We start from the raw sequence: 13,949 nt of genomic DNA on the forward strand, positions 1-13,949 counted from the left end.
GCTGTGTGATAGGATAATAGTAAAGGGAGCCAACCGATGTTTGACTCTGACTCAAAAACCTCCTTCTCCTCATGCTTTCAACATACTTGTGTCATACACTACTGAGTTGGGGACATCATAATAAAAAACGTTACTTTATCGTTTAAAATAAAAGCAATTTTAACAACTTTTATTACCTGTTCATATCAAAACGTTAACTGCTCAAGGAAACGTCTTAGCCGACCAGTCTCGGTAGGCGAAGAGGGAAATAATCTAATAGGGAATTTTTAAAATGAGCGTGTTTAATCATAACAGAAAAAATTAATTTAGATTCGCTATGTTAGCAAGAGCAACAATCACATACTACAAATTTAAGTTCAAACCAATAAGGCTAAAAGATCCAGAGACATACAAGGTGTACCACCAAATTCTTTCAGCTAATCCCGACGTTAATCTCAAATTTCTCATATTTGCCGGCAAGACCTTTTCTGAAAAGAATAGATATCTTCCAGCCTTGGCCGATAATTATTTAACGTCAAAAGGAGCAACACCAAATCAGAAAGAGTATGTAGTAAAACTGCTAACATTTATTTTTTTACCTTTTATAATAATTATGTTGATGGCCCTAATTCCTTCACATGATCTCAATGGTGACATCGGTTCTTTTTTGGGGTTTTGCGTCATAGCGCTATTCATCGGTAGTATTAGTATCTCAATTACCCTAAAAAACTTCTTAAGTTATTTGGATGAGGAGCAACACTTTTACGACAGAATGAAACAGCATATCTTCCTTTTCGATAACATTTACGACTTTCTTTTTTATAGGGGCGAAGAGGATTCTATGCCGGCATATAACTGGCAAGCGTGGGAGCAATCTAAAGCGAAGGATAAAGATTAGTTAGAACATCGATTAGCTGTTTTAAAGCTGATTATATATAAAGGCGAAGAATTAAATTTTCAGCCTAAACTGCTAGTATTTATATGTAGCCACAAAATACAGGTAGATATAAATGATCAAGAAGTTATGTTTGAACGGCAGGAAGAAAGAGATCACTTATCGATGTAAAATTTACTGGTGTCCGTCCAATTATTCCTCCAGTATTATTTGGACGGACAATGAGCAATCTTACTTACGATTTATGTAACCTTAACAACTGGATCCGAGTAGTCATTGCTGATAGATTCAAATCTTCTTTACTCAATAAGGTTAATGTCCTGTTTAAGTGTAACCAAGGCAATTTTAAATACGATTTAAAGACACTTGTTTCAAGAATTAATTGGGACGTGCAAGTCGTTTTATAGAAAGAATTGTGTTAACCAAGATAAAAAAAATTGAAATATTATTCTTCGGACATTTTTTAATTTAAGAAAAAACAGTCTAAAAATTAATTATCTAAGGGCAAGACTTTTAGTTTGTAAATGCAGTAGCAATTAGTTCTGGGCTACCCATATTAGCAACTATATTTACAGAAGTAGTTTTTTGAGAAAGTATTGCTTTCAGTATATTTAAATGTGGTTTTAAGAAGTTAACAGGAAGTATCAATAGCGGTATATACAGCTTGAGTAATTTTTCAGAGTGAAGCATGAGTTTAACGGAGTAGGCGTCATTTGGTCGAGTACATTACAATGTACAATAACCTAAGTAATTGGATAATAAGATTAGTATAAAATTTTTAACTTCTGCCGGCCAGTTGGCGATACTTTAATCGTTTTTGCTGTTTAGTTTTACTATCTTCAGGTAATCATCCGCGCGGTGCACCTTGGGCTTAGTAGACCTGTAGTATTTCATATACACATTGGTGTTTTTTGATAAAGCTACTACTGAAAAAAAAGCGTTAAGCCATACCTTATTTTGTATTTCTACTGTTTCTTTAGGATAATATACGGATTTCTCCACTTCTAACTTGTACTGTTGAATTGTATCATGAACAGCAATCCAATCTCTAAACATATATTTTTGGGATGCTAAAAATCGATTATTTAGCTGCGTTGATAATATGGCGTCGACCTTCTCTAAAAAAACGGCTCTTTCTTCTAAATTTAAATTTAATAGATTGCTAGTATGATTCACGACTTCTATTAAAGTCATATCCAGACGTTGAGCGGAAAAGTAAAAATTTCCTTCGTTGCTAAGATGTTCTAGCTGTGCATTTTCGTTAGCTGTTTTTTGTTGTTTTTCTAGTAGAGATAATTGGTTAGTGAGCTCTCTTATTACAGTATCAGTTTTACCTAATAGTAGACTAAATTGGTCAATATTTATAGAAGTAGAATCTTGTTTTTCAGATAATTTAAGCTGGGACCTTGAAAGCTGATACATTTTTTCATTCAACTCATTACTTGAAGTGGTTAAAAAAATTCCCCATAAACCAAAAATTAAAGTCATTAAAATTGAGGATAAACCTAAAATTTTATCAACACTAATTGATCTTAATTTACTAAAGTGCATAATACCAGCCAAGAGTCTTACTGCCTATTGTTTTTATTTTTCTCATCGGGTTGCCGCTGTTCCCGCATATCTATGCAACCGTTTATTTGCTATTAACCTCGTTTCACAAATCTTCTAACTTTTGTAGTTGCTGACGTTCTTTACAAAAATTTGCTCTTAGGAGCGGTTTAATTTATCAAATGTTTCAGATTTGTGATACTTTAAAAACTCTTGGTTAGGACGAAAATGTTTACTAGACGGAAGCTTAATTTTCTTACCCTCATAATCTGTTATTAGGCTATATAGCACTTCATCATTTTTTGCAGCCTCATTAATGAGTATTTTAAAGTCGCTATCGACTGTTATAAATCCCTTGTCAAAAAGTTGATCCCAAAAAACAGATAATAATAGCCCATTTGTAGGATTTAATCTAGTTTCTTTATTCTTACTCCAAGGAATAATATGTGAGCCTCTCAGCATTGATACAGTCGTAATACCTGAAATACAACATTCATTATTATATATCTCTTTTAATTTATTACTAAATACTTTCTGAGCCGCACCTCTTATTTTAGTTATTCCAGTTTTGTCATCAATCATAAAGTTCCCTTTATCATACTGCTCATTCAATTCGACCTCTAACTTGTTAGTTTCAGCTTTCTCGAAGCTATCATCAATGCCTAGACTACATAAGTTTATAAAATCTTCTTTTGGAATTTTATTCATTCCATAGTTACTAAAAAACTGCTCATATGAATGATTCCTTTTCTCCTTCCAGATCCAGTTATAATCTAAAATATCACTTTGATACACATTGTTGTCAAAAAGAATAGGTTTAGTAATTTTTGCTCTTACTCTTGTATTGCCTTCAACTTTCTCATCATACTCTATGTTTGATATTTGACCGCAGCCAAAAAAGAAAAACTGATTATTGTGAGAGTATTTTTGTGGGCGCCTGTATATAAATAAGTCCCCTTCTTTGGGAAGGTTATACCTCTCCTTAGTATATCCATACTGAATGAAATCAACATCGCCATGACCTTCGCCAATAGTATCAAAAATGAAATATTGTACTATTTGATCATTGAACTCGCGGGAATACTGGTTTTGTAAAAAATTATTCATTTGAAATAATGTATTATGGAATTAAGTAATGCAAGATTTTCAACCTGTTTTTTTCGGGATGACAATATAAGGAGTAATTGGAAATAAATACCTTTAGTTTCTACCTTCTTTATTTTTTGGTAAAGGTTGTTTCTGACGTTACTGGCGGTAATCCGGCACATCTTTGCCATTCTAAAACTTATATAAGTTACTAAAAACATGTTTCATCCGGTAAGACAAACGGTTCCCCCGCAAGTAATTGTGTTACTCCTTCAGACCATTGTGGATTAGCTGCCATATCTCCCTTTTTGGAATGAAACACAGTATTTTTTCAAACTGTCCGTCCGACCATTTACTATAGTTATTCTGTCTGGACAGCGTTTCTCGTTGATTCAGAAGAAAACTTTTGATATTACTTATCCACACAACGTAATGGAGAAAGTCCCATTGATAAATATTATAGTTTGATTAAGGAGATAGATATAACTTTTACACCATTTATAATTCTGGAGCATCATCATTATACGAATTATCACCTAAACCCAAACTCCTAAGATAGGTAAGGGTTACTGATAAAGTGGAATGACCCATTGCTTTTTGTACCCGGAATGGATCTTTTGTTTTCAAATATACCTCTACTGCAGCCGTATGACGAAAACTATAAATGGTCTGGTTTTCTTTTAACAAACCTTCACCCATCAACAGACGTCTTATTCTCCCCCAAGCTGTTTTAAAGTAGTCCTTGTTAAACTTATCTTCTGTTCCGGTAAAAATGTAGGTATTAAGGCCAAAAGACGAAACGTCTCGCTTTAAAAGTTCCTCCTGTACGTAGGAAGGTACTCTTATAATACGTATGCGCTTACCTTTGTTTTCATCCCCGCCTAAAGTGATGATACTGCAATTGTCATCCAAATGTTTACGTTTCAATAGTCGCACTTCTCGATGAGGACGTAGAAAACATCCGTACATTAGTAGAGTACATAGATGTAAATTTGGATGGTGTATTTTCAAAAAGTTTATAAGTGCCTTAAGCTGTTCTTTAGTATAAACGCTATTAAGCAGAGGTACAACCTTTTTCCTGCTTGTTTTTCTGACGGGATTGTCAGTTATCATTCCCTTTTGAACTATTCGCGTAAATATGCCTGACAGAGTGCTACGCTTAGTCATATAATATGCTGCAGATGACATATAAGATTTAAGAAAGTCATTAATGAGTATATGGTCAACGGCTTGGATAGAAACGTTAGTAAGCTTCTTGTCTCTACTAAACTGATCAAACTCTTTACATATTCGTTGTAAGTCACTACGGTATCTATCGCTAATATCTTCATTTACAATTTCTTTCCTGATAAGATTAATACTTTCTTTGAGGGTGAGTGATTGTAACTTGTATTTATTCGTTTCATGTTCTGGATTCCAACCCTTTTCCAGCTTCTTTTTAAGTTCGTACTGCAGCTGTTTTAAAAGCCGAAGCTTCTCTACAGTATTTCCTGCTCTGTTGGGAAAACAGTGTATGTTGAGAAGGTTACCATTGTAAAATCGGTGTCGTGCACCTGAGATAAATACTTTTACATATGCCCTCGTAGCGGGATTACCTGTAAAGACAATTTCTGGATCTGTGTACATAAGTGAAGATTAGTGACGCATATAATGGCGCACTTTCTTACACAATTTCTAAAACTCCTATCTAGCAAGGCTTGAGCTGGTTAGAGCATCGGATTCATAACCCGAAGGTCGGCAGTTCAAGTCTGCTCCTCGCTACAAAAGCTCAAGATTGATTTCAATTACTTGGGCTTTTTTGTTTATAGTCATTGCTGGTAGTAAATCCACAACCCGGAACACTTTCCGGAACACCTAAATTACTACCACCATGATTTCCCTACCGAACAACTGTTATTGCTCTGAATTAAAAGTCAATCCAAAAAACTGGAGAACATTAAAGAAGATAGCTAATGACTGGCTTATATACTATAGATTCTACGGTCAGGATGCACGACATCGAGAACTGTATCCGAAAGGAAAATTAGTCAGAGTGCAGGGTATGAACCATTTCAAAACTTTACTGGACAGAAGAAGAGCAACCTTGCAGCTTCTTGAGGATGAGGTTAAAAAATTACAGCAGGGATTCAACCCTATCGTTGGGGATATTGCAGCACCTGTTAATATTAATACTGTTGACCCCACTACTCCCTTTCTGCAGGCCCTAGAATTTTTTAGTTCCACCATATCCGCATCTCCATCTACAAAAAGAGAACTTAAAAGTATTTTAGGTTTTGTGAGTTCAGCAGCTGCACAGCCGCAATTTGACAATCTTAATATAGGTGTAATTAGCCGAAAGCACCTAAAATTATTGCTGGCACAGATTGAGAAGACTCCGAGTGGAGAAAGTTATCACAGGTATAATAAAATCCGCAGCTACTTAATGATCTTATTTTAAGGAACTGGTGGAGCTGGAAGCAATTGACTATAATCCAGTCAGGGAAGTATCAAAGAAGAATGGAGTTAAATTGTTACGAAACGTTTTAACCTTAGAGGAAAGGGCTGTAATTGACAATTATCTGCGGGAACATGACAAGGCCTTTTGGGTGTTCACACATATTTTCTTTCAATCAGGGGCAAGGCTCACTGAGCTTATGAAAGTCCGCCTTGATGATGTAAATATAGCTAAGCAGACTTTTAAGGTTATTGTTATCAAAGGCAGGTCAAAAAAAGAGGTTTTAAAGCCCATTAAAAACGTTGCTCTTCCCTTTTGGATTGAAGCGATTAAAAACGCTGCTCCTGGCCAGTATATTTTTTCTGAAGGATTAATCCCCGGAGATGAGCCTATAAGAACAGATCAGGTAACCAAGAGGTGGTCGAGGCATATTAAAAAGAAACTGAAGATAAAAGGGGATTTTTACTCGCTAAAGCATTCAAACCTTGACGAAACTGCAGCACTCCTTTCCTTAGCTGATGCTTCGGCTATGGCTTCACATACGTCTGTAAACGTTACCAGAAAATTTTACGCTGTGGGAGAGCAGGAACGCCAGAACGAAAGACTAAAGAATCTGGATAATACATTATCTTAATATACTTAGGCGGCATATCGTAAACTGGTAATATTGGGCCTGCGTCCATTCAAATAGTTTTTACAAGTGCTATAGGGAATTGAGCGGGCTTGTGCCGCCTCTTTTACGCTTTGAAATGTTTCCCCTGTGCACCTGTCTACTACGATTTTCATCTGGCTCTTTTTGCTTATTAAACCAGTTCTATAGGCATGAAGCACATTTTCCTGATGAGTGCTCCATTCCAAATTCTCGGGTCTTATATCGGTCTTTATTTCGTTAATATGATTAACATAAGGCTTCCCGTCGGGATTTGGCACATAGGCTAATGCAAGAAGACGATGCACAAGCAGAGTACTTCTGACTAACGTAAAAACTTTTTATTGATTTTCAATGTCTTATTGTTTTTAAATTTTTCGTATCTCCAGTTAACTTAGGAATTTATTTTCACGAAAAAAAGAGGGAATGACACACAACGTGGTTGCATTAGCGAAGGCGGGGCAATTGATGAGGTCCCGACAGGAGCCACTGCTTATTGAAAATTTGTTGTTGAAGTTAACAACTAAAAGCTACATTAACCATGTCCTGCTGAAACAAATGTTGATGTTGATCCATAGCTGATATTTCATCCCTCTGCCCCGCTTTTGCTAATGCAGATGTTAGCCGCTACAATGTCACTCTTAACTTCAGCTTTCAATTTTTTGTTGATGATTTCAAAAGTTGTCCACTCTCCTTTATGCCTGACGTTTACAGTAGCTGGATATTCAGCCAACCAGTTGGCTTTTGTTATGTCAAAATCTGTAATGTCAATAAGATCAAACTGTATGGAATAAGGTTTGAGAAAATGCGTCAGATAAGTAATGGTTAATTTTTTATTGTCAATTCGAAACTCTGTTAGATACCTTCTTCTAGCAAAAAATATTCTTATAATACCTGGGAGGGTAAGTAAAATGCAATACAATATATTAAGTGTCGTGTTGTGTGTGAATAGTACAACAAAGAAAGCTATACAAAATATGATTGGAGCAACAAATGTATAAAAGAAAATCTTTGCCTTTATATTTAACAATCTTGAAGAAGTATTTGAAGCAATAAATGTATCAACTATCGTCCCAAAGAATGTGTATAGTAGCATAGCGAAAAGTAAAAGATAAATAGTTCTCATTGTTTTATTGCTAATTTAGATGTGTCGTTTGTTGGGGCTAACGCTCCTATTGCCGCAACCCCAACCTAAGAAGCTCATGATAATCAATCTCCTTCTTTTGGCTTCTTCAAATTGTAGCTGCGCAAAGCGTGATGAAATATACTTTTAATATTTCTACTTTCAAAGCATTCTAATACATAATATTCCTTTGTCCTGCCGAGGACTCATTTCAGCGCGCCTAAGTGCCAAGACCGGCTGATCTATATGTTAATCTGAGTGATGACCGACTTGATGCTTCTAATGATAGCATCCGATTTTTCCCCCATGGCTCCAGCGTACTATCCATTGCCTATCACCTTGTTTCCTATCGAGAGCAGGATTTATAGATGGCCTGTTGTTTCTTTAAATCTTAGCTCAGCTACCAGTTTATTCGCCACTTCCATCACGTCTCGCACAAGAGCCTCTTTGAGCGCTTCTTTGTCAGCTAAAGCCCGTGGAGCAACACCTGCATAATACCGTCTTAAATAAGCATCATAGATGTGGGAGGATGGGAACTCGTGCTCTCCCTTAATACTTTCTAAATAAATCCGTGACTGATTGTACTCAGGCAAGTATTCCGGATTAATATTTTCTTTGAACCATCTTTTGAATTTAGGCTTCCAATATGATGCAACCGGATCGCCCCAGCTATTCGTTAAATAATAGCCGTTACCAAAGCTGAAATATTTATGGGTGAGAGACCAATAGAATAGCGTGCGGGGAAATCTTTATGCAACTGCTTCATCCCTACAGTCCTGCCCTGGTTTTCATATCAGTAGCAACCTGGCTCTGGTAGCAGGAGAAGACCTTGTACGTGTAGGGATCAGCTTTCCTATCGAAAATACCGCCTATACAGGACGAGAAGGACTTTAGCACGGTTAGTATATGGACAAGGTTGACAAAACAGGCGATTCATGAACAATGGCCAGTATAAAAAAAGCCCGAAAAGAGCGGGATGTGCAACCATCTCGCTTTACTTCTTTAAAGATAATACATTTCTCAAATTGCAAAACCAATTAACTCAGCAAGTCAGTGATTCCAATAAAATGGAAACATAATATCCATGGACATTAATTGATAACGATATGACGTTCCCTTTCCAAAACTTTTTCCTACCCGGGGGAGCTGGAGTTCAAGTCGTTGTTTGGTATATGTATTGGTTGCTCCAGCGTACCAGAGTTAACTTTCTAAGCCTTAGGGCTTTTTTTTGACATTGTTTTTCCAATTAAATGAAGTAATTTCTTTTCAGCTACCTTTGCGCCCGAATGAAAAAGAGGTTAACATTTCTTTTGCTATTAGTCACCATGGCTGCAACGTTCTATCCTTGCTGTAGCAAGGACGATGGCTGCAACGACCAATTCGCCGCCAATACAGCTAATCACAACAATCATAAATCAGAAGGCAACTGTTCACCTTTCGTTACCTGTGGCACTTGCTTCGGCTTTATCGAGGCAGCTAAAGTGATTGAAATTCCATTAATCACTTTAGCAAAGCCAGTACATCGTTCCAGGGTAATTTCATTAACGCTTTCTACTTACACACCTTCCCAGTTACAGCCCCCACGAGTTGCTTAATATTTCATATTATGGTCAACTATTCATTTATTTTTTTCATTTCTCAATAGAATTATGAAGCATATACTATCATTATGTATGCTGCTAATTGCCAGTACCGGCATTTATGCAAAACATACAATCAGACTATCAATAAAAAGCAGGGAAGAAAAGCAGCCACTTGCAGGAGCTACAGCAATAATAAAATCAATCAATAAAACAGCACTTGCAGACAGCGCAGGGATTGCAACGTTTGCAAATCTTGCAGCAGGTACATTTAAGGTTACAATATCTTATGTAGGGTTAGCAGAAAAAGAGATTTCCGTAACAGTTCCAACACCAACAGAAGCACCATTAGAAGTATTATTACAGGAAGGCGAAGAACATGAACATGAAGTTGTGGTAACTGCAACAAGAACAAGCCGGACCATTAGCGACATTCCTACAAGAGTAGAAACGATTTCAGGAGAAGAATTAGCAGAAAAAGGAAACATGAAGCCCGGAGATATAAGAATGTTACTTAATGAAAGTACGGGCATTCAAACACAGCAAACTTCCGCAACATCTTATAATTCCAGTATAAGAATACAAGGTTTAGATGGCAGGTACACACAAATACTAAGAGACGGTTTTCCACTTTATTCAGGCTTTTCAGGAGGTTTAAGTTTAATGCAGGTAACACCACTTGATTTAAAGCAGATTGAAGTTATAAAAGGCTCATCATCTACTTTATACGGTGGTGGAGCAATCGCAGGTTTAGTAAACCTTGTTTCAAAGACACCAACTGCCAAAAAAGAATTAACGTTCTTAGGCAATGGTACTTCAGCAGGGGGGCTTGACCTTAGTGGTTTTTACAGCCAGAAGTTTGAGAAGATTGGCATAACTGTTTTTGGTTCAAGAAACACAGGAAGACCGTACGACCCGGCTAAAATTGGGTTAACAGCTATCCCAAAATTTGACCGTTATACAATTAATCCAAGACTGTTTATTTACGGAGATAAGACAACCGCAAACATTGGTTTTAGTTACATCTCAGAAGACCGTTTAGGTGGCAGCACGGATTACATTAAGAAAGGTTCAACTGGTTATTTTGAAAAGAACAATACAGAACGCTTTACTACCCAGGCTCAATTAACACATAAGATAAATGATAAGGCACAAATGAATTTTAAGAACAGCTATAGCAGGTTCAATCGCTTTATTCAAATTCCATCTTATGCTTTTAAAGGTTTACAGCAATCCACATATTCAGAAGCTACCTATAGCAACGAAGGAGAAAAAGCACAATGGGTTATCGGAGCAAACTTGTTGACAGATGATTTTGCAGAAGACAAACAAAGCAACAATGCTTTAAGAAACTATCACTACAATACAATAGGAGCATTCGTACAAAACACCTGGTTACCAACAAAGCAATTTACTTTAGAGACAGGATTAAGAGGAGATTATGTAAAGCAATATAGTTTTGAACTGCTGCCCAGAGTTTCAGCTATGCTTAAAGTAACCCCAAAACTTACAGCAAGGTTAGGAGGTGGTTTAGGTTACAAAACACCGACAGTATTTAATGAAGATGCAGAAAAAATACAGTTTCAAAACATTCTGCCAATCAATCAAAATACAGCAAGCAACGAACGTTCGGCAGGTGGAAACTTTGATATAAATTATCGTACAAAAATTGGTGAAGTAGGTTTAGCAGCTAATCAACTTTTTTTCTATACAAGATTAAACAGACCCTTAGTATTAACCACTACACCTACCAATCAGTATGAGTTTATAAACACGAATGGTCATATAGACACCAAGGGAATGGAAACAAACCTTCGGTTTACTTACGATGATTTGAAACTGTTTATCGGTTATACTTATGCAGATGTAAACAGCCATTTCAATAACACCAAAAGCTGGTTTCCGTTAACAGCAAAGCACAGGCTTAATAATGTGTTGATGTACGAGAAAGAAGGCAAATTAAAGATAGGTGCAGAAGGCTATTTCTTCAGTCCTCAAAAACTAAATGATGGTGCTATTGGTAAATCTTACTGGACTTTTGGTTTAATGGGTGAAAAGACCTGGAAACACTTCGCCTTGTTCGTCAACTTAGAAAACATTACAGATACAAGGCAGACAAAGTTTGATACCATCTACACCGGCACAATTACGAACCCAACATTCAGAGACATATATGCACCTGTTGACGGGTTTGTAGTAAACGGTGGTATAAAAATTAGATTGTAAACAACTAATAGAATGTACTCAATCATTACAGGCAGTTTAATTATCGGTTTACTTCATGCAGTAATACCTAATCATTGGCTGCCTGTAATTGCTATTGGTTGAAAAGAACAATGGACAATAGCAGAGGTTACTAAAGTAGCCTTTACCTGTACTTTGGCACGGAGTAAGTAAAGTCCTCCGGTGAATACCACTTCTTATACGCTGGTCGTATAACCACATGCCTTTTGCTTTGCCTCATCTGCCATCCTTCTTGCTGCATCTGTTAACATGAATACTAAAAATATTAGCAAAGGTAAGGAAAGTAAACTAATTTGAATAGTGGCACACCTAAAAAACAAAAAAGGGCCAGGATAGAAATCCAGCCCTGTTTTTAATCCAATATTCTATGAAAAACCAATTACATAGAGTGTATATTTAATTGAAAAGTTGCAACAGCCGCTTTTTACTACTCGCTCTTTTTATCTGCTCTCTGTTGCAGGTCCTTAATTTGTAGTGTCATCATGCGACCAACCGGCTTATCGCCTTTGTAGGTTATTACTCTCAGCATAACTGCATCTTTCGGCGGAGTCAAGGCTTCGGTGTATTTAGGATAAAACCTGTCAGGAAAAGAATTATCGAAAGTATAATAGATATCAAGTCCTTTTACCTCTGTACTTAATTCAATTTTAATTTGCTTATCTGCAGCGCTGCTTACATTAACAATAGGGTCGTACATGCTGGGAGCATATTTTATTTCAGCTTCATCCAGCCTGCCAAAATGCTTTTCTACTTTCTGAGAGAAATTGTCCCAGTTTTTCTTTGCTTTGGGAGACCAGACAGACTCTGATATTGCAAGAGCTCTTGGGTAGGTCATATATTCCGCATGACGCATATTGTACACTTGTTCTGTCCACAGGTTTGCTTGCCCACCTATTATGTATTTCGCATCTACACTATCAGGAACAGGTTCAAACTGGTAAGCTTTACTCAGACGAAGTGTTGCATAAATACGCGGCTCAATGGCAGGATCCCCGTTCATATAATCGAGGTAAGCAAAAGTGGTTGGGCTCATTACAACATTATGTTTCATTTTAGCTGCTTCTGCTCCGCCTTTCATTCCTCTCCAGCTCATAACCGCAGCACTTGGTGCCAGGCCACCTTCCAGTATTTCATCCCACCCAATAAATTTTTTGCCTTTTGAAGTCACGATTTTTTCAAGTCTTTTTTCAAAATAACTTTGCACTTCTTCCATATTTTTCAATCCTTCCTTTTGCATTAAAGCTTTAATCGCATCACTTTTTTCCCAAAAGTTTTTAGGACATTCGTCGCCGCCAAGATGCATGTATTCAAAAGGGAAAAGTTGTGCCAGTTGTGTCACTACTTTATCTAAAAAATCATACACTTTTTCATTTGCAGGACAAAGTGTATTATCTACCAAGGCTATTGGCGGCGCACCATGCGACCAGTCCATAATTTCTTCACCGGAACGAACATGATATTTATCTGCGCCTTGTGTACAGGACAATTCCGGATATGACACAACTGCTGCCAGGCTGTGGCCAGGAACATCAATTTCAGGCAAAATATTTACAAATCGCTCTTTAGCATATTGTACCAGTTCTTTTATATCGTCCTGCGTATAAAAGCCACCATAATTTTTAGGCTCATCCGGAGCTGGGGGTGAGAAGGTTCCGAAATAGCCTACCTTTTTTACATTCCATGCGCCTACTTCAGTTAACTTGGGCAATCCTTTAATTTCGATACGCCATCCCTCGTCATCAGTAAGATGCATGTGAAGCAGGTTAAACTTGTATCTTACCATATCATCGATATACTTCTTCACGTCATTCTTGGTGAAAAAGTGACGTGATACATCAAACATTAAACCTCTCCATCCAAATCTTGGATAGTCAGTGATCTGAACACAAGGCGCTTCCCATTTTACATTTTTTGCAATAGTATCACTTTCAATTTCTTTAGGAAACAATTGCACAAGGGTTTGAACTCCATAAAATATGCCTGCAGGCTGATTTGCCTTTATCACAATTTGCTTTGGTGAAACCGACAACTGATAACCTTCTTTGCCAATTTCAGCATTTTCAGTTTTATTCAACACCAGCCTGACCGTAGCTGCAGGTGCAGAACTAGTGACTGTAACATGCATACCGGTAGGTACTGATAAATGATTTTTCAAATTACCTACCGCCTGTTTTAATTCGGGTTGAGAACCTGCCTCAATGGTAATGTTTTTTGGCAAGAAGAATACACCTGTATTTTTTACTATATTAACAGGTTCGGGGATGATAGCAAGGCCGCTTTTATTGTCCTGGCCAAATGCTATAACAGAAATAAATAAGCAAAATAAGAATCCGGATCTTTTTTTCATGAAACAAACTAATTTAAAAAAATAATAATCGTTGTAGTAAACCGTGAAATTATTGAAGGAATAT

General features: G+C 36.9%; 13 protein-coding genes and 1 tRNA gene. 7 read left to right on the plus strand and 7 right to left on the minus strand.

All coding sequences use genetic code 11. The features are described from left to right. Nucleotides 1–316 precede the first annotated feature (316 nt). Entirely contained in the window at nucleotides 317–877 is a 561-nt protein-coding gene (locus B154_RS0103330; RefSeq protein ID WP_018611885.1) for a hypothetical protein, read from the plus strand. Nucleotides 878–1,681: 804 nt separating this feature from the next. On the opposite strand, the gene B154_RS0103340 is transcribed toward B154_RS0103330, so the two are convergent. The 3 genes from B154_RS0103340 to B154_RS27585 form a co-directional block, all read right to left on the minus strand. After that, on the minus strand, nucleotides 1,682–2,437 hold the full coding sequence (locus B154_RS0103340; RefSeq protein WP_157580434.1) for a hypothetical protein: 756 nt from the start codon (nucleotides 2,435–2,437) through the stop codon (nucleotides 1,682–1,684). Between the two features lie 144 nt (nucleotides 2,438–2,581). Further along, nucleotides 2,582–3,529 carry an HNH endonuclease gene (locus B154_RS0103345; protein WP_018611890.1) on the minus strand — a complete coding sequence of 316 codons (948 nt, stop codon included), beginning with the start codon at nucleotides 3,527–3,529 and terminating at the stop codon, nucleotides 2,582–2,584. A 477-nt stretch (nucleotides 3,530–4,006) separates the two neighbouring features. Further along, a complete protein-coding gene (locus tag B154_RS27585) occupies nucleotides 4,007–5,134 on the minus strand; it encodes a tyrosine-type recombinase/integrase (RefSeq protein ID WP_018611894.1) in 1,128 nt (375 codons plus the stop codon). Between the two features lie 63 nt (nucleotides 5,135–5,197). Between B154_RS27585 and B154_RS0103365 the strand changes: the two genes are divergently transcribed. The 3 genes from B154_RS0103365 (at nucleotide 5,198) to B154_RS0103375 (ending at nucleotide 6,576) form a co-directional block, all read left to right on the plus strand. Further along, nucleotides 5,198–5,269: transfer RNA gene (locus tag B154_RS0103365), tRNA-Met, on the plus strand. A 109-nt stretch (nucleotides 5,270–5,378) separates the two neighbouring features. Beyond that, entirely contained in the window at nucleotides 5,379–5,945 is a 567-nt protein-coding gene (locus B154_RS0103370; RefSeq protein WP_026259926.1) for a hypothetical protein, read from the plus strand. Between the two features lie 7 nt (nucleotides 5,946–5,952). Beyond that, complete coding sequence (locus B154_RS0103375; RefSeq protein WP_018611898.1) at nucleotides 5,953–6,576, plus strand: tyrosine-type recombinase/integrase; 624 nt, start codon at nucleotides 5,953–5,955, stop codon at nucleotides 6,574–6,576. Between the two features lie 5 nt (nucleotides 6,577–6,581). Here the strand turns inward: B154_RS0103375 and B154_RS27590 are convergent, their stop codons facing one another. The 3 genes from B154_RS27590 to B154_RS0103390 all read right to left on the minus strand — a co-directional run bounded on the left by B154_RS27590 (nucleotide 6,582) and on the right by B154_RS0103390 (nucleotide 8,307). Further along, nucleotides 6,582–6,899: an HNH endonuclease gene (locus B154_RS27590; RefSeq protein WP_018611900.1), complete on the minus strand. Its 318-nt coding sequence runs from the start codon at nucleotides 6,897–6,899 to the stop codon at nucleotides 6,582–6,584. A gap of 278 nt (nucleotides 6,900–7,177) precedes the next feature. Beyond that, nucleotides 7,178–7,717, minus strand: coding sequence for a hypothetical protein (locus B154_RS0103385; protein WP_018611902.1), 540 nt, complete (start codon nucleotides 7,715–7,717; stop codon nucleotides 7,178–7,180). A 359-nt stretch (nucleotides 7,718–8,076) separates the two neighbouring features. Continuing rightward, on the minus strand, nucleotides 8,077–8,307 hold the full coding sequence (locus tag B154_RS0103390; protein WP_018611904.1) for a hypothetical protein: 231 nt from the start codon (nucleotides 8,305–8,307) through the stop codon (nucleotides 8,077–8,079). Nucleotides 8,308–8,449: 142 nt separating this feature from the next. Between B154_RS0103390 and B154_RS32150 the strand changes: the two genes are divergently transcribed. The 3 genes from B154_RS32150 (at nucleotide 8,450) to B154_RS0103405 (ending at nucleotide 11,520) form a co-directional block, all read left to right on the plus strand. After that, nucleotides 8,450–8,608 carry a hypothetical protein gene (locus tag B154_RS32150; RefSeq protein ID WP_018611906.1) on the plus strand — a complete coding sequence of 53 codons (159 nt, stop codon included), beginning with the start codon at nucleotides 8,450–8,452 and terminating at the stop codon, nucleotides 8,606–8,608. Between the two features lie 431 nt (nucleotides 8,609–9,039). Next, the gene (locus B154_RS0103400; RefSeq protein ID WP_018611910.1) at nucleotides 9,040–9,309 is read left to right on the plus strand and encodes a hypothetical protein; all 270 of its coding nucleotides are present in this window, start codon (nucleotides 9,040–9,042) and stop codon (nucleotides 9,307–9,309) included. Nucleotides 9,310–9,363: 54 nt separating this feature from the next. Further along, complete coding sequence (locus B154_RS0103405) at nucleotides 9,364–11,520, plus strand: TonB-dependent receptor (RefSeq protein WP_026259927.1); 2,157 nt, start codon at nucleotides 9,364–9,366, stop codon at nucleotides 11,518–11,520. Nucleotides 11,521–11,965: 445 nt separating this feature from the next. Here B154_RS0103405 and B154_RS0103415 read toward each other — a convergent pair whose 3' ends face one another. Beyond that, nucleotides 11,966–13,885 (minus strand): beta-N-acetylhexosaminidase, encoded by a 1,920-nt coding sequence (locus B154_RS0103415; protein WP_018611916.1) that lies wholly within the window; start codon nucleotides 13,883–13,885, stop codon nucleotides 11,966–11,968. Nucleotides 13,886–13,949: the final 64 nt, after the last annotated feature.

The organism is Segetibacter koreensis DSM 18137 (genome assembly GCF_000374045.1).
GTDB lineage: Bacteria > Bacteroidota > Bacteroidia > Chitinophagales > Chitinophagaceae > Segetibacter > Segetibacter koreensis.